At 40.9% G+C, this 23,180-nt stretch carries 23 protein-coding genes; 16 read left to right on the top strand and 7 right to left on the bottom strand.

Translation table 11 applies throughout. The features are described 5' to 3' along the window. The first annotated feature begins 10 nt into the window (after nucleotides 1-10). From rseP to groL, 6 genes are all read left to right on the top strand, one after another. Complete coding sequence (gene rseP / locus H7U02_RS02630; protein ID WP_201042730.1) at nucleotides 11-1,273, top strand: RIP metalloprotease RseP; 1,263 nt, start codon at nucleotides 11-13, stop codon at nucleotides 1,271-1,273. 70 nt (nucleotides 1,274-1,343) lie between these two features. Next, nucleotides 1,344-3,206 (top strand): proline--tRNA ligase, encoded by a 1,863-nt coding sequence (locus H7U02_RS02635; RefSeq protein WP_201042731.1) that lies wholly within the window; start codon nucleotides 1,344-1,346, stop codon nucleotides 3,204-3,206. 606 nt (nucleotides 3,207-3,812) lie between these two features. Next, on the top strand, nucleotides 3,813-5,753 hold the full coding sequence (locus H7U02_RS02640; protein WP_201042732.1) for an ABC transporter substrate binding protein: 1,941 nt from the start codon (nucleotides 3,813-3,815) through the stop codon (nucleotides 5,751-5,753). Further along, on the top strand, nucleotides 5,753-6,556 hold the full coding sequence (locus H7U02_RS02645; protein WP_201042737.1) for an ABC transporter ATP-binding protein: 804 nt from the start codon (nucleotides 5,753-5,755) through the stop codon (nucleotides 6,554-6,556). The genes H7U02_RS02640 and H7U02_RS02645 overlap by 1 nt, the downstream gene beginning before the upstream one ends. Nucleotides 6,557-6,722: 166 nt before the next feature. Then, nucleotides 6,723-7,010, top strand: a complete 288-nt coding sequence (groES, locus tag H7U02_RS02650) for a co-chaperone GroES (RefSeq protein ID WP_002883604.1) — start codon at nucleotides 6,723-6,725, stop codon at nucleotides 7,008-7,010. Between the two features lie 44 nt (nucleotides 7,011-7,054). Then, entirely contained in the window at nucleotides 7,055-8,674 is a 1,620-nt protein-coding gene (groL, locus tag H7U02_RS02655) for a chaperonin GroEL (protein WP_201042738.1), read from the top strand. An 83-nt stretch (nucleotides 8,675-8,757) separates the two neighbouring features. Here the strand turns inward: groL and H7U02_RS02660 are convergent, their stop codons facing one another. From H7U02_RS02660 to H7U02_RS02675, 4 genes are all read right to left on the bottom strand, one after another. Further along, entirely contained in the window at nucleotides 8,758-9,603 is an 846-nt protein-coding gene (locus H7U02_RS02660) for a superinfection immunity protein (RefSeq protein ID WP_201042740.1), read from the bottom strand. A 90-nt stretch (nucleotides 9,604-9,693) separates the two neighbouring features. Beyond that, a complete protein-coding gene (locus tag H7U02_RS02665) occupies nucleotides 9,694-9,999 on the bottom strand; it encodes a DUF2752 domain-containing protein (protein WP_073689661.1) in 306 nt (101 codons plus the stop codon). Continuing rightward, a complete protein-coding gene (locus H7U02_RS02670) occupies nucleotides 9,999-10,331 on the bottom strand; it encodes a TM2 domain-containing protein (protein ID WP_013989998.1) in 333 nt (110 codons plus the stop codon). Before H7U02_RS02670 ends, H7U02_RS02665 begins: the two co-directional genes overlap by 1 nt. Nucleotides 10,332-10,515: 184 nt before the next feature. Next, nucleotides 10,516-11,385, bottom strand: a complete 870-nt coding sequence (locus H7U02_RS02675) for an RluA family pseudouridine synthase (RefSeq protein ID WP_201042742.1) — start codon at nucleotides 11,383-11,385, stop codon at nucleotides 10,516-10,518. Between the two features lie 65 nt (nucleotides 11,386-11,450). Between H7U02_RS02675 and pbp2a the strand changes: the two genes are divergently transcribed. From pbp2a to H7U02_RS02700, 5 genes are all read left to right on the top strand, one after another. Beyond that, nucleotides 11,451-13,778 carry a penicillin-binding protein PBP2A gene (gene pbp2a / locus H7U02_RS02680; RefSeq protein ID WP_145516994.1) on the top strand — a complete coding sequence of 776 codons (2,328 nt, stop codon included), beginning with the start codon at nucleotides 11,451-11,453 and terminating at the stop codon, nucleotides 13,776-13,778. 48 nt (nucleotides 13,779-13,826) lie between these two features. Beyond that, complete coding sequence (gene rpmG, locus H7U02_RS02685) at nucleotides 13,827-13,979, top strand: 50S ribosomal protein L33 (protein WP_002886472.1); 153 nt, start codon at nucleotides 13,827-13,829, stop codon at nucleotides 13,977-13,979. A gap of 8 nt (nucleotides 13,980-13,987) precedes the next feature. Then, nucleotides 13,988-14,164 carry a preprotein translocase subunit SecE gene (secE, locus tag H7U02_RS02690; RefSeq protein WP_002883656.1) on the top strand — a complete coding sequence of 59 codons (177 nt, stop codon included), beginning with the start codon at nucleotides 13,988-13,990 and terminating at the stop codon, nucleotides 14,162-14,164. A 200-nt stretch (nucleotides 14,165-14,364) separates the two neighbouring features. Beyond that, nucleotides 14,365-14,904, top strand: a complete 540-nt coding sequence (gene nusG, locus H7U02_RS02695) for a transcription termination/antitermination protein NusG (RefSeq protein ID WP_002883644.1) — start codon at nucleotides 14,365-14,367, stop codon at nucleotides 14,902-14,904. Between the two features lie 128 nt (nucleotides 14,905-15,032). Then, nucleotides 15,033-15,521 carry a phosphatase PAP2 family protein gene (locus tag H7U02_RS02700; protein WP_060972213.1) on the top strand — a complete coding sequence of 163 codons (489 nt, stop codon included), beginning with the start codon at nucleotides 15,033-15,035 and terminating at the stop codon, nucleotides 15,519-15,521. Nucleotides 15,522-15,652: 131 nt separating this feature from the next. Here the strand turns inward: H7U02_RS02700 and H7U02_RS02705 are convergent, their stop codons facing one another. Together H7U02_RS02705 and H7U02_RS02710 are read right to left on the bottom strand one after the other, a co-directional pair. After that, nucleotides 15,653-16,462 carry a Cof-type HAD-IIB family hydrolase gene (locus H7U02_RS02705; protein WP_060972212.1) on the bottom strand — a complete coding sequence of 270 codons (810 nt, stop codon included), beginning with the start codon at nucleotides 16,460-16,462 and terminating at the stop codon, nucleotides 15,653-15,655. Then, the gene (locus tag H7U02_RS02710; protein ID WP_060972211.1) at nucleotides 16,455-17,222 is read right to left on the bottom strand and encodes a DeoR/GlpR family DNA-binding transcription regulator; all 768 of its coding nucleotides are present in this window, start codon (nucleotides 17,220-17,222) and stop codon (nucleotides 16,455-16,457) included. Before H7U02_RS02710 ends, H7U02_RS02705 begins: the two co-directional genes overlap by 8 nt. 193 nt (nucleotides 17,223-17,415) lie before the next feature. Here H7U02_RS02710 and leuS point away from each other — a divergent pair, with 193 nt between their 5' ends. The 4 genes from leuS to H7U02_RS02730 all read left to right on the top strand — a co-directional run bounded on the left by leuS (nucleotide 17,416) and on the right by H7U02_RS02730 (nucleotide 22,317). Next, a complete protein-coding gene (gene leuS / locus H7U02_RS02715; protein WP_060972210.1) occupies nucleotides 17,416-19,917 on the top strand; it encodes a leucine--tRNA ligase in 2,502 nt (833 codons plus the stop codon). 99 nt (nucleotides 19,918-20,016) lie between these two features. After that, nucleotides 20,017-20,472, top strand: a complete 456-nt coding sequence (locus H7U02_RS02720) for a MarR family winged helix-turn-helix transcriptional regulator (protein WP_045771710.1) — start codon at nucleotides 20,017-20,019, stop codon at nucleotides 20,470-20,472. A gap of 57 nt (nucleotides 20,473-20,529) precedes the next feature. After that, nucleotides 20,530-21,762, top strand: coding sequence for an acyl-CoA thioesterase/bile acid-CoA:amino acid N-acyltransferase family protein (locus H7U02_RS02725; protein WP_060972209.1), 1,233 nt, complete (start codon nucleotides 20,530-20,532; stop codon nucleotides 21,760-21,762). A gap of 141 nt (nucleotides 21,763-21,903) precedes the next feature. Next, on the top strand, nucleotides 21,904-22,317 hold the full coding sequence (locus tag H7U02_RS02730) for a YjdF family protein (RefSeq protein WP_060972208.1): 414 nt from the start codon (nucleotides 21,904-21,906) through the stop codon (nucleotides 22,315-22,317). 84 nt (nucleotides 22,318-22,401) lie between these two features. Here the strand turns inward: H7U02_RS02730 and H7U02_RS02735 are convergent, their stop codons facing one another. Continuing rightward, complete coding sequence (locus H7U02_RS02735) at nucleotides 22,402-22,716, bottom strand: YciI family protein (RefSeq protein ID WP_060972207.1); 315 nt, start codon at nucleotides 22,714-22,716, stop codon at nucleotides 22,402-22,404. A gap of 87 nt (nucleotides 22,717-22,803) precedes the next feature. Here H7U02_RS02735 and H7U02_RS02740 point away from each other — a divergent pair, with 87 nt between their 5' ends. Then, nucleotides 22,804-23,121: a winged helix-turn-helix transcriptional regulator gene (locus H7U02_RS02740; protein WP_060972206.1), complete on the top strand. Its 318-nt coding sequence runs from the start codon at nucleotides 22,804-22,806 to the stop codon at nucleotides 23,119-23,121. The last annotated feature ends 59 nt before the right edge of the window (nucleotides 23,122-23,180 follow it).

Consider the following 23,180-nt stretch of genomic DNA (forward strand, 5'->3'; position numbering starts at 1 on the left):
GGGTGTCTAGATGAAAGCTATTATTACCTTTTTACTGATTTTCTGTGTGATTGTCGTTTTCCATGAGTTTGGTCATTTCTTTTTCGCCAAACGTTCAGGAATTTTGGTTCGTGAATTTGCCATTGGTATGGGACCGAAAATTTTTGCACACACTGGTAAGGATGGTACCGTTTATACTATCCGTATCCTCCCTTTGGGTGGTTATGTCCGTATGGCTGGTTGGGGTGAAGATACAACTGAGATTAAAACAGGTAGTCCTGCTAGTCTAACGATTGGATCAGATGGTAAGGTGAGACGTATCAACCTTTCGGATCATCAGGTTGACCAGACGGCTTTACCTATGAACGTCACTGCCTATGATTTGGAAGATAAGTTAACCATTACAGGTCTAGTCCTAGATGAGACCAAGACCTATGAGGTTGACCATGATGCCACTATCGTTGAGGAGGATGGTACAGAACTTCGTATCGCTCCTAAGGATGTCCAATATCAAAATGCTAGCATTTGGGGACGCTTAATTACCAACTTTGCTGGACCTATGAATAACTTCATTCTTGGGGTGCTTGTCTTTATTATCTTAGCCTTTGTTCAAGGTGGTGTTCAAGACACATCAACCAACCGTATTCAGGTGGCTGATGGTGGTGCTGCTCAGGTAGCAGGCTTGAAAAATGGTGATGCTATCGAGGCCATTAATAAGGACAAGGTTACTGATTGGGACAGCTTGAAGGAAGCATTGACAGAGAATACTCAAAAATTCTCCAAAGGTGACAGCCTTTCTGTGACGGTTAAGAGAAGTAACGGTCAGGAAGAAACGGTTTCTGTTAAACCTAAGGAGAGTCAAGGTAGCTACTTTTTGGGTGTTTCTCCAGCCTTAAAAACAGGTCTAAAAGATAAGATTTTTGGTGGTTTCCAAATGGCTTGGGAAGGGGCCTTCAAAATTCTCGTGGCACTCAAGGGGCTTATCACCAACTTTAGTTTGAATAAACTTGGTGGACCAGTTGCCATGTTCCAGATGTCTGCCCAGGCTTCAGAAAGTGGCTTGATTTCCATTCTTAACCTTATGGGGATGCTCTCAATTAACTTGGGAATTTTCAATCTTATCCCAATTCCAGCCCTTGACGGTGGAAAAATTGTTATGAATATTATTGAAGCCATTCGTCGTAAACCACTTAATCAAGAAATTGAAAGCTATATTACACTTGCAGGTGTTGCTATCATGGTTGTTCTTATGATTGCAGTCACTTGGAATGATATTATGCGTGCTTTCTTTTAATTAGAAACAAAGAAACGAAAGGAAGTCTAAGGGACTTGACCCAAGGGCCAGCCCCCTTAGTATGTAAATGATGAAACAAAGTAAAATGTTGATTCCCACACTTCGTGAAATGCCAAGTGATGCTCAAGTTATCAGTCATGCCCTTATGGTACGTGCGGGTTACGTGCGTCAGGTTTCTGCTGGTATTTATGCTTATATGCCATTGGCAAATCGTGCTATCGAGAAATTCAAAACCATCATGCGTGAGGAGTTTGAAAAAATCGGTGCGGTTGAAATGTTGGCGCCAGCGCTTTTGACAGCAGATTTGTGGCGTGAGTCAGGCCGTTATGAAACTTACGGTGAAGACCTCTATAAATTGAAAAACCGTGATAAATCTGACTTTATCCTCGGTCCAACTCACGAAGAAACGTTTACAGCCTTGGTTCGTGATGCAGTTAAATCATACAAACAATTACCACTTAATCTCTACCAAATCCAATCAAAATACCGTGATGAAAAACGTCCTCGTAACGGTCTTCTTCGTACACGTGAATTTATCATGAAGGATGCTTATAGTTTCCACCAAAACTATGAAGATTTGGATGTAACCTATGAAGACTACCGTAAAGCTTACGAGGCTATCTTTACACGTGCTGGCCTTGAATTTAAGGGAATCATCGGTGATGGTGGTGCCATGGGTGGTAAGGATTCTCAAGAATTTATGGCGGTCACTCCTGAGCGTACAGATCTCAACCGTTGGGTAGTTCTTGACAAGTCAATTGCTTCATTGGATGAGATTCCAGAAGATGTCATGGAAGAAATCAAAAAAGAATTGACATCATGGTTGGTATCTGGTGAAGATACAATTGCCTACTCTACAGAGTCAAGCTATGCAGCTAACCTTGAGATGGCAACAAACGCCTACACACCAGCGACTAAGGTTGTGACTCAAGAAGAAGTGGCTCGTGTTGAAACACCAGATTGCAAGTCAATTGATGAAGTCGCTGCTTTTTTGAATGTTCCAGAAGAACAAACCATCAAGACTTTGCTTTTCATCGCTGATGATGAACCAGTAGTGGCTCTTCTCGTCGGTAATGATCAGGTTAACGATGTGAAGTTGAAAAACTACCTTGCTGCTGATTTCCTTGAACCAGCTACAGAAGATGAAGCACGTCAAGTCTTTGGTGCTAACTTCGGTTCCCTTGGTCCAGTTAACCTTCCTGAAAATGTTCGCATCGTTGCGGACCGTAAGGTTCAAGATGTGGCTAATGCGGTCGTTGGAGCTAACGAAGATGGTTACCACTTGACAGGAGTTAACCCAGAGCGTGACTTCAAGGCAGAATACGTGGATATTCGTGAAGTTAAAGAGGGTGAAATTTCTCCAGACGGTCAAGGTGTCCTTCAGTTTGCGCGTGGTATCGAGATTGGCCATATCTTTAAACTTGGGACACGTTACTCTGAAAGTATGGGTGCTAACGTTCTTGATGAAAATGGCCGTGCTGTTCCAATTATCATGGGATGTTACGGTATCGGTGTTAGCCGTATCTTGTCAGCTGTGATTGAACAACATGCCCGTCTCTTTGTTAACAAGACACCAAAAGGTCAATACCGTTATGCATGGGGAATTAACTTCCCTAAAGAACTGGCTCCATATGATGTTCACTTGATTACAGTTAACACTAAGGATGAAGAAGCCAATGCTTTGACAGAACGTTTGGAAGCAACTCTTATGGCTGAAGGTTATGATGTCTTGACAGATGATCGTAATGAGCGTGTCGGTTCTAAATTCTCTGATAGTGACCTCATTGGACTTCCAATCCGTGTGACAGTTGGTAAAAAAGCTAGCGAAGGTGTTGTCGAAGTTAAAATCAAGGCAACTGGTGATACTATTGAAGTTAATGCCGATAACTTGATTGAAACACTTGCTATCTTAACAACAGACCAAGATGCTTAAGATTAAAAAATCTTTTCTTGCTGGAGCAGGAAGAGATTTTTCTTTTGCAGTGATAGTGATGAATTGAGAGAAAAGAGAGTAAATTCCAATTTGACAGAATTGTCTAAATAGTGTAAACTTAAGACTATCATAACTACGGAGGCATCACATGCTTAATAAAGCGACCCATTTGGGAAATCTTAAAGCTTTTTATTACTTTAGTTTCTTTAGATAGGACGTTTGTGTTTCAGGATACAAGCGTCAGTCAGTTTGTATCTATGAAGCTAAAGCATTTTGTGATGGATTAGCCGATTAGATGAATAGGTCTAACCGGTGACATAAGCTAGCCTATGCTAGTCAAGATGCAGAAAACCAGTTGGGCCTGTCCTAACTGGTTTTTTCATACCGTGGTCTATTTTTAGTTTTCTTTTGACCTTTAGATGTCTAAAAAATGGTGAATTCTAGCCGACTTTTTATAAGGTCAAAAGGTGATGGTCTTTGGACGACGGACTTTAGGATCTGATGAAGCGATGTAAGGTCTAATTTGCTTGCTTTTGACCCTATCGTCTCGGAAAAAGCATAAAAGAAAATTGGAAATAGATAGAATAAAAAATAGAGGTATACAAGATGAAGAAATTCTTGGTCAGTATGATGGCTGTTATCACAGCTGTCCTCTTGGTAGCATGTTCCAATGCTTCTAATAAAGATTTGGTTCACGTCGGTGTGCTCCAATATGTAGAACATCCTTCCTTGTCAGCGACACGTAAAGGGTTCATTGAAGAACTCAAAGAGGAAGGTTATGTTGACGGTAAGAACATCAAAATTGATTATCAGAATGCACAAGGGGATCAGTCTAACTTACAGACGATTTCTCAGTCGCTTATTGAAGATAACGATCTTATGTTGGCTATCGCAACCCCAGCAGCTCAGTCTTTGAGTAGTTTGACAAAGGACAAGCCAATTCTCTTTACAGCTGTCACAGATCCAGTCTCAGCTAAACTGGTTAAGTCTATGGACAATGTTGGAGGAAATGTGACAGGGACAAGTGACATGTCACCTATCAACAAACAAGTTGAGTTGTTGAAAAAGGTCCTTCCAAATACTAAAAAAGTTGGGATTATGTACACGACCAGCGAGCGTAACTCAGAGGTTCAGGTTGAAGAAGCCAAGAAATACTTCAAGGAAGCTGGTATTGAAACGGTTATTAAGGGAATTTCATCAACCAACGATATCCAAGATACAGCCAAGAGCTTGATGAGTCAGACCCAAGTCATCTTCATCCCAACTGACAATACTATTGTTAGTGCTATTAATACCTTGGTAGATCTTTCTAAAGAGACTAAGGTTCCAGTTGTTGGTAGTGATGCTGGTAGTGTAGAAAAAGGTGTCCTATTCACTTATGGAACCAACTATGAAGCGCTTGGTCGTCAAACAGGTAAGTTGGCAGGCCGTGTTCTCCGAGGTGAGAAGGTCAAGGATATCGATGCAGAGTATCCTAAAACACTAAATGTTGTGGTTAACCATGACATGGCCAAAGAACTTGGCATTGATGTTTCTAGTATTAGTGACGAGGAATCTAAGGCATCAACACAAGATGACAAACCAATTGCTAAAAAAGATAAGGGTGTCATTAAGATTAAGGTGAATAAGTCATCTAAGAATGGTTTTTCAAATGTGGTGCTAACAGCTATTTCTCAGGGACTTCTCTGGGCAATTATGGCTATTGGGGTCTTCATTACCTTCCGTATTTTGGACCTTGCTGATTTGACGGCTGAAGGGGCCTTCCCACTTGGTGCTGCTACGACAACTATCATGATTATCCGTGGGATCAACCCAATTTTTGCGACTCTAGGTGGTTTTGTAGCTGGTATGCTTGCTGGAGCTGTGTCTGGCTTTATGCATACGAAAATGAAGATACCAGCACTTTTAACAGGGATTATTACCTTAACGGGGCTCTATTCCGTTAACCTTTTGGTTCTTGGAAGTGCCAATGTCTCTCTATCAGGACATAATACGCTAGTAACAATGGTGATGGGACTCGGTTTGTCTAAGCTGAATGGTGTGATTCTATTAGGACTGATTTTTGTTAGTCTGGTAGTGCTTATGTTGGTTGTTCTCCTTAATACGCAGGTTGGTCTGGCCCTTCGTGCGACAGGTGATAACCTTGCCATGGGTGAAGCTAATGGTATCAAGGTTGACCGTATGAAGATTCTTGGCTACATGATTTCCAATGGTTTGATTGCCCTATCAGGTGCCCTCCTAGCTCAAAACAATGGCTATGCGGATATGAATATGGGTACTGGTACAATCGTAAATGGCTTGGCTGCAATTATCTTGGCTGAAGTTATCGTCAAGTATCTACCACTTGGTAAACGCCTGTGGTCAATTGTTGTAGGAGCTGTTCTTTACCGTCTGGTCTTGGTTATTATCCTTGCCATGAACGTTGATGCTCAAATGTTGAAATTGGCTTCAGCCATCTTGCTTGCTGTCATCCTATATGTACCAGAAGTACGACAAAAATTGAAAATCAAACCTAACAAATCCTTGACTTTAGGAGGTGACAAGTAATGGCTTTACTTAGTTTACAACAGATTCACAAGACCTTTGAAAAAGGCACAGTCAATGAAAATCACGTCCTTCGTGGTTTGGATCTCGACATTGAGCAGGGAGACTTTATCTCTGTTATTGGAGGAAATGGTGCTGGTAAATCAACCTTGATGAATTCAATCGCTGGTGTTCTTAGCATTGATGAAGGGGATATCTTGTTGGAGGGTCAATCTATTAAGAAAGCATCTGTAGATGAGCGCTCTAAAGACATTAGCCGTGTTTTCCAAGATCCTCGAATGGGGACAGCGACAAACCTTTCTATTGAAGAAAATATGGCGATTGCCTATCGTCGAGGTAAGAAACGTAGCTTCTTTAAAAAGTCTATTACTGAAAGCGAACGTAAAGTCTTCAAGGAAGCCTTGATAGATCTTGGTCTTGGGCTTGAAAATCGTATGAAGACCGATGCTAATTTCTTGTCAGGTGGTCAACGCCAAGCTTTGACACTTGCTATGGCGACCTTGGTTCGTCCAAAGATTTTGCTTCTCGATGAACATACAGCCGCACTGGATCCAAAGACAAGTGATATGGTCATGAATTTGACGCGTAAGATTGTTGAAGAACAAGAGTTGACAACCCTTATGATTACCCATAATATGGAACATGCTATCGAATATGGGAATCGTCTGGTTATGCTCTATCACGGAAAAATCGTCGTCGATGTGCGAGGTGAAGAAAAGAAAAATCTTACCGTTGCAGAACTTATGGACCTCTTCCACAAAAATAGTGGACAAGTCCTCAATGACGATGCCTTGGTACTCGGTTAATAAACAAAAAAGAAACTATCCAAAGTTCAGATTTTGGGTAGTTTTTTCTTGACTATTTTTGACCAAGTGCTAAAATAAATATATGGATTAGCACTCATGGTTTATGAGTGCTAAAAATAACGTTTCACACGTTACTAATAATAAATAACATTTGGAGGTAATTGGTATGGCATTGAAACCATTGGGCGATCGTATCGTTGTCCGTTTTGAAGAAACAGAAGAAAAAACAGCTAGTGGCTTTGTATTGGCAGGAGCTAGTCATGAAGCTACAAAGACTGCTGAGGTTTTGGCAGTAGGTGAAGGAATCCGTACTCTTACTGGTGAATTGATTGCACCTAGTGTTGCAGCAGGCGATAAAGTTCTTGTTGAAAATGGTGCAGGTGTCAATGTTAAAGACGGAGATGATTCCGTTTCAATTATCCGTGAAGCAGATATTTTAGCAGTCCTAGCTTAGGTCTATGTTAATCAGATATAAAGTAAGATAAAGAAGGAGTAACTATGGCAAAAGATATTAAATTTTCATCAGATGCACGCGCAGCAATGGTTCGTGGTGTTGATACTTTGGCTGATACAGTTAAGGTAACGCTTGGTCCTAAAGGTCGTAACGTGGTTTTGGAAAAAGCTTTTGGCTCACCTCTTATCACTAATGATGGTGTGACAATTGCTAAAGAAATTGAACTCGAAGATCACTTTGAAAATATGGGTGCTAAGCTTGTCAGCGAAGTGGCTTCAAAAACGAATGATATTGCCGGTGACGGAACAACTACAGCCACTGTTTTGACACAGGCTATCGTCCGTGAAGGTCTCAAAAATGTAACGGCTGGTGCTAATCCAATCGGTATCCGTCGTGGGATTGAAGCAGCTGTAGCTACAGCCGTGGAAGAGCTTAAAGCCATTGCACAACCAGTTGCTAATAAAGAAGCTATTGCCCAAGTCGCAGCGGTTTCATCACGTTCTGAAAAAGTTGGTGAATACATTTCAGAAGCTATGGAACGTGTTGGTAATGACGGTGTTATCACTATTGAAGAGTCCCGTGGTATGGAGACAGAACTCGAAGTGGTTGAAGGTATGCAGTTTGACCGTGGTTATCTTTCTCAGTACATGGTTACTGATAATGAAAAAATGGTCGCTGACCTTGATAATCCATTTATTCTTGTGACTGACAAGAAAATTTCAAATATTCAGGATGTTCTTCCACTCTTGGAAGAAGTACTTAAGACAAGTCGTCCACTCTTGATTATTGCTGATGACGTGGATGGTGAAGCTCTTCCTACACTTGTTCTTAACAAGATTCGTGGAACTTTCAATGTTGTTGCTGTTAAGGCGCCTGGCTTTGGTGACCGTCGTAAAGCGATGTTGGAAGACATTGCCGTATTGACAGGAGCAACTGTTATCACTGAGGATCTTGGTCTTGAGCTTAAGGATGCAACTATGGCAGCACTTGGTCAAGCTTCGAAAGTAACTGTGGATAAAGATAGCACAGTTATCGTTGAAGGTACAGGAAGTACAGAAGCGATTGCTAACCGTGTTAACCTCATCAAGTCTCAATTGGAAACAACAACATCTGAGTTTGACCGTGAAAAACTTCAAGAACGTTTGGCTAAATTGTCAGGTGGGGTTGCAGTTGTTAAGGTTGGTGCGGCCACTGAAACAGCCCTTAAAGAAATGAAACTTCGTATCGAAGATGCCCTTAACGCTACTCGTGCCGCTGTTGAAGAAGGTATCGTAGCAGGTGGTGGTACAGCTCTTGTTAACGTCATTGCTAAGGTTGCTGAACTTGATCTTGAAGGTGACGACGCTACAGGACGTAATATTGTCCTCCGTGCCTTGGAAGAGCCAGTTCGCCAAATTGCCTATAATGCTGGATATGAAGGTTCCGTTATCATCGATAAATTGAAGAATAGCCCAGTTGGTACAGGCTTTAACGCTGCTAACGGTGAATGGGTAGATATGGTTGAAGCAGGAATCATTGACCCAGTTAAGGTAACGCGTTCTGCCCTTCAAAATGCCGCTTCAGTAGCAAGTCTTATCTTGACAACCGAAGCAGTCGTTGCCAACAAACCTGAACCAGAGGCTCCAGCAGCGCCAGCTATGGATCCAGCAATGATGGGTTACTAAGAGTTTAAAAAGCAAAAGAAAAAACCTAGGAAAAGTAGAGAAACTTTTTCTGGGTTTTCTTTTTATCAATTATTTGTTGTTAATTACTGAAAAGGGTTAAATGTACCAGAACTTCCTTGTTGACCTGCCATTTGCATCATCATTTGTTGCTGCTTGATACGCTCTGCTTCCTTATTCATATTGATAGAAACAACAAGAAGGATGACCCAACCGATGAATGTCCAGTTTAGGAGGATAGATAAGACAAAGATTAGCCATTTCTTGTCTGTTTTATTGAGGAGGGCTGGTAAGATAATAAGTGCTACAAAAGGTAAAGAAAAAATTAGGAGGAAAAGTGCTAAGGGTAACGTTGCCCCAACTTCATCGCTAGCAACTCCAATTAAATATATTCCGAGGGCCCAGATGATAAATGGAATATCAGCGATGGCTAACATGATGAAGTTTGTCTGGGTTTTCTTGTCTTGTTTCTTCCAAGTTTCGTTTAGATTTTTACTTGCTTGTTGGAAAGTTTCACCAGTTTGATTCGCAAATTGGTTAACAGTCTGACTGGCAGTTTCTACAACAGGTTTAACTTGTTCCTGGAAGGTCTTTGATTGCTTTTCTTGAGATAAGTTAGTTGCTTGGAAAGTTTCTTCTTCATCTGCTGTAGAGTTAGTGAGTGGCTCTTCAGCGACGTCATAGCTGTCAACATCATTTTCGGTAGTTTCTACAACTTCTGTTGATGGTGCAGGTTCTGTAGGCTCAACACCTTCTGAGTCTTGCTTAGTTTCTACAGTGTCTTTTTGTGGGACAGGTTTTGTTATTTCGACAGTTTGTTTGGGAGTTTCTCGGACAAACTCGCCTTTCTGAGCTGCTTCAGCCATTTCTTGAATACTTGGATTACGACCATTAACTGCTTGGAAAAAATCGATCCAATCTTGTTGCTTCATGTGTATAACCTCCAGATATCTTGATTATAAAAATGTTGATAATTACAATTATAGCAATAGTGTAAGGGGACTACAATGGGAGTCTTTACTTTATTTCCTTATAATCTTCTTATCACTAAAGATGGGAAAGAGAAAGAAATAGGTTAGGATATAGACCACTAGAGGATATATCAGTGGATTATAGTCCCAGGCTCCTTGCCAATCTAGGTGTAAGAGTCTAACACTAGCGCGTGTTAGACCGGCACTCCAAGCTTTAAGGCCAAATGGTCTTAGGATTAAACTGAGTGGTGTTGGAAGATGTAAAAGGTAGACTCCATAAACTGCCACTAAAACTAAGAGATATAATCTAAAAAAACGCTGGTGGTAGGCCCACAAGCGTGTGAAATAGTTTTTCATTAGCCAATAACTGCAAATAGTTTTTGAGCGTTTGATTGGCGAGTAGCATCCATGATGAGGAATAAGTCAACGATTGACCAGATACCACATCCACCACACGTCAAAAGTTTACCAACACCGAGACCAATTTGTCCTAATAGAAAGCGGTCAATTCCAAGAGTCCCACCTAGAAGTGAAATAATTAACAACATTGTTGGATCTTGGAAGCTGATTGAGTAAAGCATTGAAAGTTGTTGCTCAGGAAGTGCTTCAAGACGTTGACGGATGTACTGAACTTGTTCTGTTGGGAAATACTTGGCGTTAATGGTTATCCATTGATCGACTGGATTCATAAATTAAATACCCCTCAAATTTTAAATGATATGTAAAGGATAACATATTGTAAAGGGAGATTCAAGGCGGTCAAGGTTTTTGAAGTCAATAAAAGTAACTTATTTGCAAGCTTCCACTGTGTCATAACTAGAGGATCATAAGGATAATCCTTTCGCACTATGCTTGAGAATGAGCCTACTTCTATTATTTGTGATTTCTCAACCCTTGTTCAAAACTGTCTGAATTCGCCTTAACAGTGATTTTTTCGAGTGTTAAGGGATGGGTGAAACTAAGAGTGTGGGCGTGGAGCATGAGTCGAGATGCGGTTCGGTGACTATAAAGAGGGTCTCCCAGAATGGCATGTCCATGGTGGGCCAGATGCACACGAATTTGGTGGGTCCGGCCGGTTTTTAGTTGGCAATTGACCAGACTAGCTCCTTTAAAGGTTTTGAGGCGTGTGACGGTTGTATAGGCAACCTGCCCTTTTCTAGAATCAACCACCCGTTTTCTACGATCATGGCGGTCGCGTCCAATCTTGTCATTGTACACAGTCTTCTTGGTTTGGAATTTACCTTCAGCCAATGCCCAGTATTGACGTTGGATGAGTTTATCTTCCAAGAGGCGGTTGAGAATTGGCAGGATAAACGGATTTTTTGCGAAGAGGACAGCCCCACTAGTTTCCATGTCTAGTCGATGAACGACGTAACAGGTTTGCCCACAATAGGCCGAAACATGGTTAAGTAGAGCAATTTCTGTGGGTTCATTACCATGCGTCTTCATTCCTTCAGGCTTGTTGACCACGATGAGATGTTGATCCTCGTAGAGAGGCTCTATCAAATTAGCATTTCCCATAGGGATAATTTTTTCAGGGTAGTCCTCCTTGTCAAAAGTCAGACTAATCTTATCGCCTTTTTCAACAGGACTCTGCCAGTTAATAGCTTCTCCATTGATGAGGACGTGCTTTTTCGTGCGTAGGAAATGACGAATCTTACGAGGAATGAGGAGCTTGGTTTCTAGCAAGTCTTTGACAGTTGTTGCAGGATAGGGATTGATAATTTCTACGTGTAAAGTCATGGTTTCATTATATCATGAACGTTTAAAAGAGGACAGAACCTGTAAAAACTTGGTATAATAAGGTTATGACATTTTTTGATAATCTAAAAAACAAACTTTTTAAAGAAGAAACTAGCGGAAAGGGTAAGGAATCCCAGCCTGCTGGAAAATCGAAGGATTTACAAGATAAGATAAAGGGATTGTTCGCTAAGAAACCTGATGAGGTTGAACAAGCCGTTGAAGACTTGGATATGTCTCAGGAAAGTAAAGAGACCTCACGTTATCAACGTTCTAAGCAAAAGAAACCTATTGATACCACCAAACCCTTAGGTAAGGTTCAGGCGTTCTTGAGCAAGTTTACGCTTTCGCCAAGAAATCCTATTCGCCGTTTCTGGCGTCGCTATCATATTGGAAAAATTCTCTTTATCATGCTAGCTGTGCTGGTTCTGACAGTAGGTTCCTACCTTTTCTATATTGCCAAGACGACCAATGTTTCAGACCTTCAAGATGCCTTGAAAGCCACTACGGTTATCTATGACAAAGAAGGCAATCAAGCTGGTTCTTTGTCAGGGCAAAAAGGGACCTATGTGGAACTAGATGCTATTAGTGATAGCTTGGAGAATGCTGTCATAGCAACTGAGGACCGTACCTTCTATAAAAATAGCGGGGTTAACGTCAAGCGATTCCTCCTGGCTATTGTGTCCATGGGGCGCTTTGGTGGTGGTTCAACCATTACCCAACAGTTGGCTAAAAATGCCTTCTTGACTCAAGAACAGACTGTTACTCGTAAGGCCAAGGAATTCTTCCTCTCTTTGGAATTAACCAAGAAATACAGCAAGCAAGAAATCCTTACTATGTACCTCAATAATGCCTACTTCGGAAATGGGGTTTGGGGTGTTGAAGACGCCAGCCAAAAATACTTCGGGACAAGTGCTGCCAATCTAACGGTTGATGAAGCAGCGACCCTCGCTGGTATGCTTAAGGGACCTGAAATTTACAACCCAATCGATAATATCCAAAATGCGACCAACCGTCGAAACACCGTTCTCGCCAACATGGTTGATGACAAGAAGTTGAGTCAGGCCGATGCCGACAGTGCCGCAGGAGTTGATATGGCTAGTCGCCTAGATGATACCTATCAAGGGACTGGCGATGACTACAAGTATCCTTCTTACTTTGATGCTGTTATTGAAGAAGCTACGAAAACTTATGGCTTGAGTGAGGATGAAATCGTAAAAAATGGTTACAAAATCTACACAGAGATGGATGCCAACTCACAAGCTAATATGCAACAAACCTACGAAAATACCTATCTCTTCCCTACATCAGAAAGCGATGGTAGTACAGCTCAGTCCGCTAGTGTGGCACTTGATCCAACAACTGGAGCGGTACGTGGTCTAGTAGGTCGTGTGGGTGGTACTAGTGATACAACCTTCCGTAACTTTAACTATGCAACTCAAGGGAAGCGTAGTCCTGGATCGACCATCAAACCTTTAGTGGTCTATGCCCCAGCTCTGGCTTCAGGATGGAGCATCAACAAGGATCTTCCTAATAAACCAATCGACTATAACGGCTATACTCCAACCAACTACGGTGGTGTTGAGACAGAGGATGTGCCCATGTATCAAGCTTTGGCCAACTCCTACAATATCCCAGCAGTTTACCTCTTTAATCAAATCGGTATTCAAAAGGGAATTAGTTACGGTCAAAAATTTGGTCTTAACTTTGACAATGTTCCGGAAGAACTTGGAATTTCACTTGGTGGTGGTGTGACAGCCAGTCCTCTTCAAATGGCTCAGGCTTATGCGACCTTTGCTAATGGAGGTGAGATGAACACAGCTTATTTCATTACTAAAATTGAAAATGCCAGTGGTGACATTATTGCTACCCATAGTAAGAAGTCTAAACGTGTTATCAGCCAGTCAGTAGCTAACCAGATGACCAGCATGATGCTTGGTACCTTTTCAAATGGTTCTGCTGTGAATGCCAACTACACGGGTTACACAATGGCAGGTAAGACAGGTACTGTTCAGGCTGAATTCAACAAGGATTTGACTAGTGACCAGTGGGTGATTGGTTATACTCCTGATGTGGTCATGACGACCTGGATCGGTTTTGATAAGACTGACGAAAGTCACTACCTAACAGGAGCTAGTTCGGGAACAGCTTCGACGATCTTCAGCTATATCGCTGCGGATGTTTTACCAAATACACCAGGTACTGAGTTTACTGTTGAAAATGCCTATGCAGCTGATGGTCAAACCCTAGACTATACGGCAGATCCAAATGACTCACGTAATAGTAGTAACAAGTCATGGACAGATAAGGCATCAGATGTTGTGAATGACGTTAAAGATCAGGCAAGTAGCCTATGGGATAAGATTACAGACTCCTTCTCAGGTCTGTTTAGATAGCTTGTCAATTGCACCTAAAAGTGGTAAGATAAAAAGAACGGAGGCGTTATGGCACAGAAAAAAGCAAGCCTAGCGTGTGCTGAATGCGGGAGCCGAAACTACTCAATTAATGTGAGTAGCACTCCCAAACCAACACGACTAGAAGTTAACAAATTTTGTAAACATTGTAAAAAATACACCTTGCATAAGGAAACAAGATAGGAGACACCGTGAGACAAACTGGAAGTATTTTCAAAGTCTTGAAAGACACGACTTGGCCAGACCGTAAACAACGCTGGCATGATTTTATTTCAGTTCTTGAGTATACTGCGTTCTTCACTGTCATCATCTATGCGTTTGATGAATTGTTGAGTCGCGCTATGTCAGCACTGATTAACTTTTTCTAAAGAAAACACAAAAAGAGTGGGAATGCCTGCTCTTTTTTGTTATAATAAATGCAGATAAAAGCGAGAACGAGGGCCACCAGGCTTTTTTATTACGCTTTGAATTAAACCATAGACATTCATTGACATTTAACACTCGCATCTAGAAGATAGCTAGCCAAAGGTGTTTAAATGTCATTTAGAAAAAAGAAAGGAATCCTAAAATGCTAGATTCATTCGACAAGGGCTGGTTCGTCCTTCAAACCTATTCAGGATACGAAAACAAAGTTAAAGAAAACCTTTTGCAACGTGCCCAAACTTATAACATGCTTGAAAATATCTTGCGTGTTGAAATCCCAACTCAAACGGTCAATGTTGAGAAAAACGGTAAAGTTAAAGAAGTGGAAGAAAACCGCTTCCCTGGTTACGTTCTTGTTGAGATGGTAATGACAGACGAAGCCTGGTTCGTTGTCCGTAATACTCCGAACGTTACTGGTTTCGTTGGTTCTCACGGTAACCGTTCTAAACCAACACCACTTTTGGAAGAAGAAATCCGTCAAATCTTGATTTCAATGGGTCAAACCGTTGATGTCTTTGATACTAATATCAAGGTTGGTGACGTGGTTCAAATCATCGATGGTGCCTTTATGGGTCAAGAAGGCCGTGTTGTAGAAATTGAAAACAACAAGGTTAAAATCATGATTAACATGTTTGGTTCTGAAACAGCTGCTGAACTTGAACTTTACCAAATCGCTGAACTTTAAGATAGATAAAAAGAGGTTGGGCTAAGAGACTTCAACCTTGGAAGACTATCTCATTAAACTTGAGGGAGAGGCTAGAAGCTAGATTTCTGAAATTTAGTTCTGTGTCACTCCCTTTTTTCTAACGGATGATGATGAATTACAAACGATTTTACGATAGGATTAGCGCTCCTTTGCGTTCTTACGCTAAGGTTTTAGAAGGGTTGAACAAGCTTATAACTAGGACTTTTTACCTGCTTTTCCCTATATTTCTTATTTGGGTATGGCTAAGGAATGGTTGGTTTGTTCTCTCTACGACAGTGCTTATTATGGGAGGAGGCTTTTTCCTTCTTTCTCTTGGTCGTAGCCTCTATAATCGACCGCGTCCATACCAGACCTGGGCTATTCAACCCCTTATTAAGAAGGACAGTCTGGGTAAGTCCTTTCCCAGTCGGCATGTTTTCTCAGCGACTGTCATTGCTATGTTGGCACTGACGCTTAACCCCTGGCTAGGTGGGGCTATGCTTTTTCTGGCGGGCGCTCTAGCTCTTCTGCGCGTGCTAGGTGGTGTCCACTATCCTAGTGATGTTTTGGCAGGCTATGCCATTGGGATTCTTGTAGGTCTCCTTCTTTATCTTTAGAAAATTTGGGTCTTCTTCGAGAGAGGAAGGCTTTTTTCGTTGAAAAAGGAAAGGCACCTCTAGGGCACCTTTCCTTTTGTTCTAAAATTCGAGTTGGCAATTAAAGGCTGTTCCCACCATTAGATATTAGCTTAGTTTAGGACATGTTCTGTAATGGCTTGAGCGACTCCATGCTCATCATTTGAAGCCGTTACTAAGTTTGCAGTTTCCTTAACCCCTTCAGGTGCATTGCCCATAGCAATTCCTAGGCCAGCTAGAGCTAGCATAGGACTATCGTTGAAGTTATCTCCGATAGTCATGACTTGTTCAAGAGGAAGGTCATAATATTTGGCAAGCTCAAGGAGAGCATGTTCTTTAGAAACATGTTTGGCAGTGACTTCAAGGTAGTTATCTTTAGATAAGTAGAAGGCTGTCTGTGGAAAATCCATGCTTAGGAGTTTTTGGTGGAGGTCCTGGATAACTTCAGGCTCATCAATCAACAATAGCTTGTGGATAGGTGGTTCTGAGTCTGAGACCGTGTCTTGCAGTTCCTTAATGATAGGAGATTCACCCGTAATACTTCCTTCTAGCTGAGACCATTTGTCTAGTTCGTTGGTGATCCAGTCCTTGCCAGAGTAGATATTCACAGAGACACTTGGATAATCTGTGGATAAGTAGTTAAGAAGTTCTTGGATTTCAGCTTTATCCACAGGGTGTTGTATGATAGTACGATCCCCCTCAAGTACTAAGGCACCGTTGTAGCAAGCGATGGGATTGTCATGAAGTCCCAGTTTATGAGCAATTGGTTGCATCCCTAGTGGAGAACGGGCAGAAGCTAAAACAAAGGGAATATTTGCCTTTTCAAGCTCTGGCATTACCTCAATCAGTTGCTCATCCACCTGGTGGTTACTAGTGAGAATAGTGCCATCAATGTCACTGATAATCAAACGAATATTACTCATAATCGCTATCCTTTCCATCGTATAAAATCGTTACTTTATCTTTAAGAGACTCGACCAAATCAGGATCAGGTTCTTTATCTGTAATCCAGTAGTCAAAGTCTTCAATTTTGCTCAAGATATATTTGGAGTGCTTTTCATATTTATCAGATTCAGCAATAAGAATCTTGGTTCTAGCAGCTTGCATGGCCAGTTGTTTGACAGCAACGTCTTCTTCATCTTCATAGCTGACCACTCCTTGACTGAGACTAGCCGCTCCGAAGAAGGCTAAGTCAAACTGTAGATGTTGCAAGAGCTGAGTTTCGTGAAGCGAATAGTAGAAGCGGTTTTTGCTGTAAAATCTTCCTCCCAAGAGATGAAAGTCGATTCCTTCTTTGCCACTTAGGACCAAGGCATTATCCAAAGAGTGGGAGTAGACAGTTACGCTCTTAGTCAATTTTTGTGAAACTTCAAGCATCAAGGTAGAGACATCGAAGAAGAGAAGAGATTGGTCTTTGACAAAGCTAAGCGCTAGGTCTGCCATTTTTTTCTTGTCTTCAGTGAGTCCTTTCTGACGTTCCTGGAAGCCAAGAACAGTGGTATTTTTAACTGGAAGAATGCCACCATGGGTACGCTGAGCCAGATTCCTCTGGCTGAGGCAGTCGAAATCTCTTCTGACGGTATCTTTGGAAACACCCAATGCGTCAACCATTTCCTTGACAGAAAGGCTTCCTCGCTCTTCCAAGAGTGTTAATATTTTCTCTAATCGTTGTTCCTGATACATGTGTCACCTTCTTTCTGATACTAGTATAGCATCTTTTTGCTTTTTTGCAACACAAAAACGCAAAAAAACTTAAAAAGAATGAAAAAGATGCAAAATAGACTTAGGTGAATTTGCCTTTTAAAGTTCCTTTATCATCTTTAAAAATCCTTCAAAAATGCTATAATAGAAGCATTACGAATATTGGAGAGAAACCATGAGTTTTTACAATCATAAAGAAATCGAGCCTAAGTGGCAAAAATACTGGGCTGACAATCACACTTTTGAGACAGGAACAGATGCCTCAAAACCTAAGTTTTATGCGCTTGACATGTTCCCTTATCCATCTGGAGCGGGTCTTCACGTAGGACACCCAGAAGGCTACACAGCGACTGATATCCTTAGCCGTTTCAAACGTGCGCAAGGTTACAATGTCCTTCACCCAATGGGATGGGATGCCTTTGGCTTGCCTGCAGAGCAATACGCTATGGATACAGGAAATGACCCAGCGGAATTCACAGCAGAAAACATTGCCAACTTCAAACGCCAAATCAATGCGCTTGGCTTCTCTTACGACTGGGACCGTGAAGTCAATACTACAGATCCGAACTACTACAAGTGGACGCAATGGATCTTCACCAAGCTTTACGAAAAAGGTTTGGCTTATGAAGCAGAAGTGCCAGTAAACTGGGTTGAAGAATTGGGAACAGCTATCGCCAACGAAGAAGTTCTTCCAGATGGAACATCTGAGCGTGGTGGCTATCCAGTTGTCCGCAAACCAATGCGCCAATGGATGCTCAAAATCACTGCCTATGCTGAGCGCTTGCTCAATGACTTGGATGACCTTGACTGGCCAGAGTCTATCAAGGACATGCAACGCAACTGGATTGGTAAATCAACTGGTGCCAATGTCACTTTCAAAGTAAAAGGTACTGACAAGGAATTCACCGTCTTTACGACTCGTCCAGATACTCTTTTTGGTGCGACCTTCACTGTTTTGGCGCCAGAGCATGACTTGGTAGATGCCATTACAACACCTGAACAAGCTGAGGCTGTAGCTGACTACAAACACCAAGCCAGCCTTAAATCAGACTTGGCTCGTACAGACCTTGCTAAGGAAAAAACAGGGGTTTGGACTGGTGCTTATGCCGTCAACCCTGTCAATGGGAAAGAAATCCCAATCTGGATTGCGGACTATGTTCTTGCTAGCTACGGAACAGGTGCTGTTATGGCTGTACCTGCCCACGATGAGCGTGACTGGGAATTTGCAAAACAGTTTGACCTTCCAATCGTTGAAGTCTTGGAAGGTGGGAACGTTGAAGAGGCTGCTTACACAGAAGATGGCCTTCACGTCAACTCTGACTTCTTGAACGGTCTCAACAAAGAAGAAGCGATTGCTAAAATCGTGGCTTGGTTGGAAGAAAAAGGCTTTGGTCAAGAAAAGATCACTTACCGTCTTCGTGACTGGCTCTTTAGCCGTCAACGTTACTGGGGTGAACCAATCCCAATTATTCATTGGGAAGATGGTACTTCGACAGCTGTTCCAGAAAGTGAACTCCCACTTGTCTTGCCAGTAACCAAGGACATCCGCCCTTCAGGTACTGGTGAAAGCCCATTGGCTAACTTGACAGACTGGCTTGAAGTGACTCGTGAGGATGGTGTCAAAGGTCGTCGTGAGACGAATACGATGCCACAATGGGCAGGTTCAAGCTGGTACTACCTCCGCTATATCGATCCACACAACACAGAGAAATTGGCTGACGAGGACCTTCTCAAACAATGGTTGCCAGTCGATATTTATGTGGGTGGTGCTGAACACGCCGTACTCCACTTGCTTTACGCTCGTTTCTGGCACAAATTCCTCTATGACCTTGGTGTTGTACCTACTAAGGAGCCATTCCAAAAACTCTTCAACCAAGGAATGATCTTGGGAACAAGTTACCGTGATCACCGTGGAGCTCTTGTGGCAACTGACAAGGTTGAAAAACGTGACGGTTCCTTCTTCCATGTGGAAACAGGGGAAGAGTTGGAGCAAGCACCAGCCAAGATGTCTAAATCCCTCAAGAACGTTGTCAACCCAGACGATGTGGTGGAACAATACGGTGCTGATACCCTTCGTGTCTATGAAATGTTCATGGGACCACTCGATGCTTCAATCGCTTGGTCTGAAGAAGGTTTGGAAGGAAGCCGTAAATTCCTAGACCGTGTTTACCGTTTGATTACAAGTAAAGAGATTGTTGCGGAAAACAATGGCGCTCTTGACAAGGTTTATAACGAAACTGTTAAATCTGTTACTGAGCAAATCGAGTCTATGAAATTCAACACAGCCATTGCTCAGCTCATGGTCTTTGTTAATGCTGCCAATAAGGAAGATAAACTCTATGTGGATTACGCCAAAGGCTTTATCCAATTGATTGCCCCATTTGCGCCTCACTTGGCGGAAGAACTCTGGCAAACAGTCGCAGAAACAGGTGAGTCTATCTCTTATGTAGCTTGGCCAACATGGGATGAAAGCAAATTGGTTGAAGACGAAATCGAAATCGTCGTTCAAATCAAAGGTAAAGTCCGTGCCAAACTCATGGTTGCTAAAGACCTTTCACGTGAAGAGTTGCAAGAAGTCGCTCTTGCTAATGAAAAAGTCAAAGCAGAGATTGATGGCAAGGAAATCGTGAAAGTGATTGCGGTACCTAATAAACTCGTTAATATTGTTGTAAAATAAAAATAAATCCTTTGGAGCTTAGCTCTGGAGGATTTTTTTAGGCTCAGCTTGACAAGAAATAGTAGTTTTGTTAATGTTGTTAACAAAAAGAGGGACACTATGAATAAGAAAGAACTGCATAAGTTTAATAATCGTTTTAACAGTTTTGTTTTAGCATTTGAACAGTTGAAAAAAGATCAACATCGGAACAGTATTGATAAATCAATCACTATTAATGAAGTCCATTTGATTGACCTAATAGGTCGGAATCAGCCTGTGAATTTAGTGAAATTATCTGAGTTACTTGAAGTCTCTAGGAGTGCCATTACTCAGAGTGTTAGACGTTTAACCAAGAAAGATCTCGTTTCTTTTGAATTTGCACCAGATAATGAAAAAAATAAATATCTGATATTATCCCAAAAAGGGGTTGACGTTTTTAATATCCATAAAGAGCAGCAAGAACATATTGAGACAGCCATTTTTTCAGTTTTAAGAAACTATAGTGAGGAGGATCTTCAAATGGTTATGAAATTGATGGATGATGTTGAAAAGGTATGGCAAGAATTACCGTGGTAAAAATCACGGTAATTTTAAAACTATATTGTTAATTGTATTAACAAAAAAGAGGAAGATATGAATATAAAAATTGAACTGATCTCAGAGTCTGATTTAGCAGACGAATCTTTTAATATTGTCATCGATGGCTTAAAACCAAGAGAAATATATCGAGTCGAAATGTTTCTATCCGATTATTATTGTATCAATGCTCCCATGCTTTTAGCTCATGATGTTTTATGGAAATCAGCAGCGACTTTTGTATCAGATAAGAATGGTATTATTGATATTTCACAAACTCCATCTTGTTCTGGCTCTTATGAAGATATTGCAACAATGGGGTTATTCTTTAATGCCAAACCTTTGACCAATAGGAAAAAGAAACTTCCAAACTCTCTTTCTAAAATTCCCTTATTAGATCACTTTTTTGTGGAAATCAAAATTATACAAGGTAATACTGTCGTCGCAGAGAGAACTTTCACAAGACATTACATGAGTTCGCAAATTAGTCATCAAGATATTTACGGGAAACATTTTCAAGGGAGACTCTTTTATGATAAAAAGGCAATGAAAGCACCAGCATTGATTATTGTGAGCGGTAGTGAAGGAAGGATTGAAAAGGCACAGAATATAGCTCAGCTTTTATCTTCTAGAGGTTATATTTGCCTAGCAGTTGCCTACTTTGGTTTAGAGGGGTTGCCAAAACATTTGGAACGTATTCCTTTAGAGTGCCTTGTGGAAGCAAAGTATTATCTACGTCAGCATCCTCAAGTAGATAGTGAAAAAATTGGACTCTATGGACGTTCTAAGGGAGCAGAGTTAGTTTTAGCTGAGGAGAGCATTTTTAATGACGTTCAATGTTTGGTACTAAATTCACCCTCTGATGTGGTATATGAAGGGATAAAAGGAAAATGGAACTCTCATACTTCTTCTTGGACGCATTTGCAAAAAGAACTTCCTTATCAAAAGTTTCGACTTAGAGATTATCTGTTCAGCAAACTTTTAAAAAAATCCTTCCCTAAAGATTGCTCTGCTAGGATAGATATTGGTCAAATGTATTCACCAATCTTACTGCTCGGAAGTACTGTTGATGAAATATGGGATGCCTCGTCAGCAATTGATGATATTGTCTCACATTATAAAGGACACCACATTACATTTAAAAAATATCATGAAACAGGTCACATGTTGACAGTGGCTTATCAACCCAATCATCGCTATCGAAAAGATTGGCGTTTACTGATGAAAGAGAGTAAGGATTCTTGGTTGGCTACAATTCATTTTTTTGATAGGCATTTGAAGAAGCGATAACATAAGATTATAAATATGCTATAATAGTCCCAACTAAGATAAAAACACAGTTCTGGTTGGTAGTCCAGACGTAGGCAAGCCTATCAGTAACCTTCCTCCTTGGTTGTCCATTCTTAGGGATAGATTTAAGGAGGTGCTGTCGTGGAAACAATTTCAATTGGATTGACAGTTTATTTTGAAGATGGTTTTTGGCATGGTTTGTTCGAACAAGTGTATCGAGAAACTTATAAAGTTTGTCGTGTGACATTTGGTCAGGAGCCAAAAGATGATGAAATTCTAGAGATTTTACAGACTCAGTTTACTCAGTTATCTTTTAGTCCAGAAGCTATAGTTAAGCAACATGTAAAAATCAAGAATCCTAAACGATTACAGCGAGCTGTGAAGAAACAAGTAAAGCAGAAAGTTTCTTCTAAGTCGAAAGAACTATTGCAGTTGCAGTATGAGGCAAGGAAAAAGATTTCAAAACATCAATCTAGTGTCCAAAAACAATTGTTCAAACAAGAGAAATTTGAACGCAAACAGCAAAAACGAAGAGACAAGCATAAAGGACATTAATGTGTTTCTCTTTATAGAAACAGCTCTTTTCTAAATAGAAAGGAGCTGTTTTACTAGTATTGAAGAATAGATTTCAACTATTTCCTAATCTAGTGACTTATCATCAAAAGTTTTACTGATGATAGTTTCAAATTCTGGACAATACTTACTTGCCTCAAATTCAATGATTTCATATTGAGCAATCTCATTTTGATAGAATGGATCGTGTGTAATGATTTTTTGAACAGCTTCTTTATTTTTAGCTCTCACGAGAATGATACCACCGGTTCTTGGATTTTTCCTTCCAGATGCAATAAAAAGACCTTTTGTATAATACTGATTTAAAAAATCTATGTGTTTTTCTAAGTATTTTTCAACTGCATCAAGGGGCTTAATATAGGTAAGATTTACAATAAACATAAGTGACTCCTTTAAAATGAATGATAAATAGATTATAATACTCTACAAACAAATTGAATAGTAGGCACATTTTTGTAAGGAGAAAAAATGTTAACAAATAAAAACTGGAATTGCAGTATGTCTCGGGTCTTAGATGTGGTTGGTGGGAAATGGAGAATGAATATATTATGGGTTATAAACAAGCATAAGAAAGTTCGTTTCAATCAATTGAGAAGAGAAGTTGAAGGGATTACAACTATCAGTTTGACACGTGGACTAGATGTTTTAATAGAGAACCAATTGGTTGAGAAATATGATTTTGAAACTATGCCACTCCATACAGAATATGGGCTGACAGAAAAAGGCAAGTCACTGATGCCGATTTTAAAGGACTTGAATCAATGGGGAAAAGAATGGCTGCAATAAATTTTCTCCTCATTTTAATCTCTTCCGTATCGCCACTTAGCTCTTCATTTTGACCACTT

Source organism: Streptococcus sp. 3.1 (genome assembly GCF_016648915.1).
GTDB classification, from domain to species: domain Bacteria; phylum Bacillota; class Bacilli; order Lactobacillales; family Streptococcaceae; genus Streptococcus; species Streptococcus salivarius_E.